Raw genomic sequence first — 1810 nt, forward strand, 5'->3', positions numbered from 1 at the left:
GGGATCGCCCGCATAAGTCTGCTTTTTCGTTTGCGTTTTCGGGCGCGAACCCCTTTATACGCTCTGCCAGCTGGCTGGGCGGCCGCACCCGCAAACGCCGAAAGGTCGTGGGTGAGGAAAGTCCGGGCTCCATGGAAACACGGTGCCGGTTAATGGCCGGCGGGGGCGACCCCAGGGAAAGTGCCACAGAAAGCAAACCGCCACGATCCGGCTTGCCGGATTCGGGGTAAGGGTGAAAGGGTGGGGTAAGAGCCCACCGCGCGACTGGCAACAGGAGCGGCACGGTAAACCCCACCGGGAGCAAGACCGAATAGGGACGGTGCGAGGGGAAACCCTCGAGGGCTGTTTCCGGCTCACCGTCCGGGTAGGTTGCGTGAGGCGCATGGCAACATGCGCCCAAGATGAATGGCCGCCACGTTCTCGCCCCGCAAGGGGCGGGGGCCATACAGAACCCGGCTTACAGGCCAGCTGGCAATTTCTCTCCCCCGATATCAAGAGAAGTCTCTTGAATTCAGCAGGTTGCGCCCTCGGGCGCGCCTGTTGATTCAAGCCTGCCCGGCCGTTCATCCGTGCGAGCGAGAGTCGGCCATTGCTTGAAACCGGTGCGATTAAATCGTACCATGATCGGGAAATGGTATCGGGAGCCTCTCATGGGACAGGTCGACAAACGCAGCATCACGCTGTCGCCGGAACTGGCGCAGGCGGTGGATGATGTCGTCGCCGCCGGCGAATATGCCTCCGCCAGCGAAGTGATCCGCGATGCGCTGCGGCAATGGAAGGATCGGCGCGATCTCTTCGGCTATACGCTCGATGAGTTGCGCAAGCTGGTGCAGGAAGGGATAGACAGCGGGCCGGGACGATTTGCGTCGATGGATGAAATCAAGGCCGAGGCGCGGAGGCGCTTGCGATCTGACGACGCAGCATGAATTCGCTATTCATCGCCCGGAACGCGCGCGCAGAAGACGATTTGATCGCGATCTGGCTTCATGTTGCACGCGATAGCGAGGTCGCAGCGGATAGGTTGCTCGATCGCATCGAGGCACGGTGGCAGCAACTGGAGACCTATCCCTTCTCCGGCGCGCCGCGCGATGACATCGCGCCCGGCGTCCGTCATCTGCTCGTTGGCGACTATCTCACCTTGTATCGTGTAGGTGACGACGCGATCGAGATCATTCGTGTACTGCACGGCTATCGCAACATAGAAGCCGACGATCTCGGCCCGTGATCGGTCCGGTTAGCCGCCGATCTTGTCCAGCGACGTCTCGATTGCCTTCCAGAGCTCTTCCACCGGCTCGCAGCCGACCGAGAGGCGAACGAAGCCGGCGGCAACGGCATCGCCTCGCTTCAAGCGCCGCTCGGCGGAGGTGTGGACGCCGCCGAAGGATGTCGCGGCCTGCATCAAGGCGCAATTGTTGATGAAATCCTCGGCCTTGTCCTCCGAGGCGAGCTCGAAAGAGATCAGAAAGCCGAAGCGCTCCATCTGGGCACGGGCAAGGTTGTGCGACGGATCGCCTTCCAGTCCGGGATAACGCAGGCCGCTGATTGCCCGGTGGCCCTGCAGCCGCCGCGCGATGACTTCCGCCGAGGAACACATGCGATCGAAGCGCACATCCAGTGTCTCCAGGCCGCGATGCACCAGCCAGGCTTCGAATGGTCCGGGAATGCTGCCGGAAACTTCGCGCCAGCCGGTCACGGCGGCGATGATCTCGGCATTGCGGCTGGCGACATGGCCGAACAGCACATCTGAATGGCCGTTGGGTGCCTTGGTGTCGGCGGCAACGACGATATCGGCGCCATGGTCGAGCGGCCG

General features: G+C 62.6%; 3 protein-coding genes and 1 other RNA gene. 3 read left to right on the forward strand and 1 reads right to left on the reverse strand.

Annotation, left to right across the window (positions count from 1 at the left end):
• Nucleotides 1-66: 66 nt before the first annotated feature.
• The 3 genes from rnpB (at nt 67) to EN964_RS33350 (ending at nt 1225) form a co-directional block, all read left to right on the forward strand.
• Nucleotides 67-476: RNase P RNA component class A (gene rnpB / locus EN964_RS33340), an RNA gene on the forward strand.
• A gap of 174 nt (nt 477-650) precedes the next feature.
• Entirely contained in the window at nt 651-926 is a 276-nt protein-coding gene (locus EN964_RS33345; protein ID WP_027034949.1) for a type II toxin-antitoxin system ParD family antitoxin, read from the forward strand.
• Nucleotides 923-1225, forward strand: a complete 303-nt coding sequence (locus tag EN964_RS33350) for a type II toxin-antitoxin system RelE/ParE family toxin (RefSeq protein ID WP_127271465.1) — start codon at nt 923-925, stop codon at nt 1223-1225. The genes EN964_RS33345 and EN964_RS33350 overlap by 4 nt, the downstream gene beginning before the upstream one ends.
• A gap of 9 nt (nt 1226-1234) precedes the next feature.
• Here EN964_RS33350 and EN964_RS33355 read toward each other — a convergent pair.
• Nucleotides 1235-1810 (reverse strand): PLP-dependent transferase (locus EN964_RS33355; RefSeq protein WP_206528801.1); only part of this gene is annotated, 576 nt, incomplete at its 5' end.

The organism is Mesorhizobium sp. M7A.F.Ca.CA.001.10.2.1 (assembly GCF_003998575.1).
Taxonomy (GTDB): Bacteria; Pseudomonadota; Alphaproteobacteria; order Rhizobiales; family Rhizobiaceae; genus Mesorhizobium.

Bases quoted from the DNA above. Each gene is read 5' to 3' on its own strand.
- EN964_RS33345 (WP_027034949.1), top strand. From the start codon at position 651: ATGGGACAGGTCGACAAACGCAGCATCACGCTGTCGCCGGAACTGGCG.
- EN964_RS33350 (WP_127271465.1), top strand. From the start codon at position 923: ATGAATTCGCTATTCATCGCCCGGAACGCGCGCGCAGAAGACGATTTG.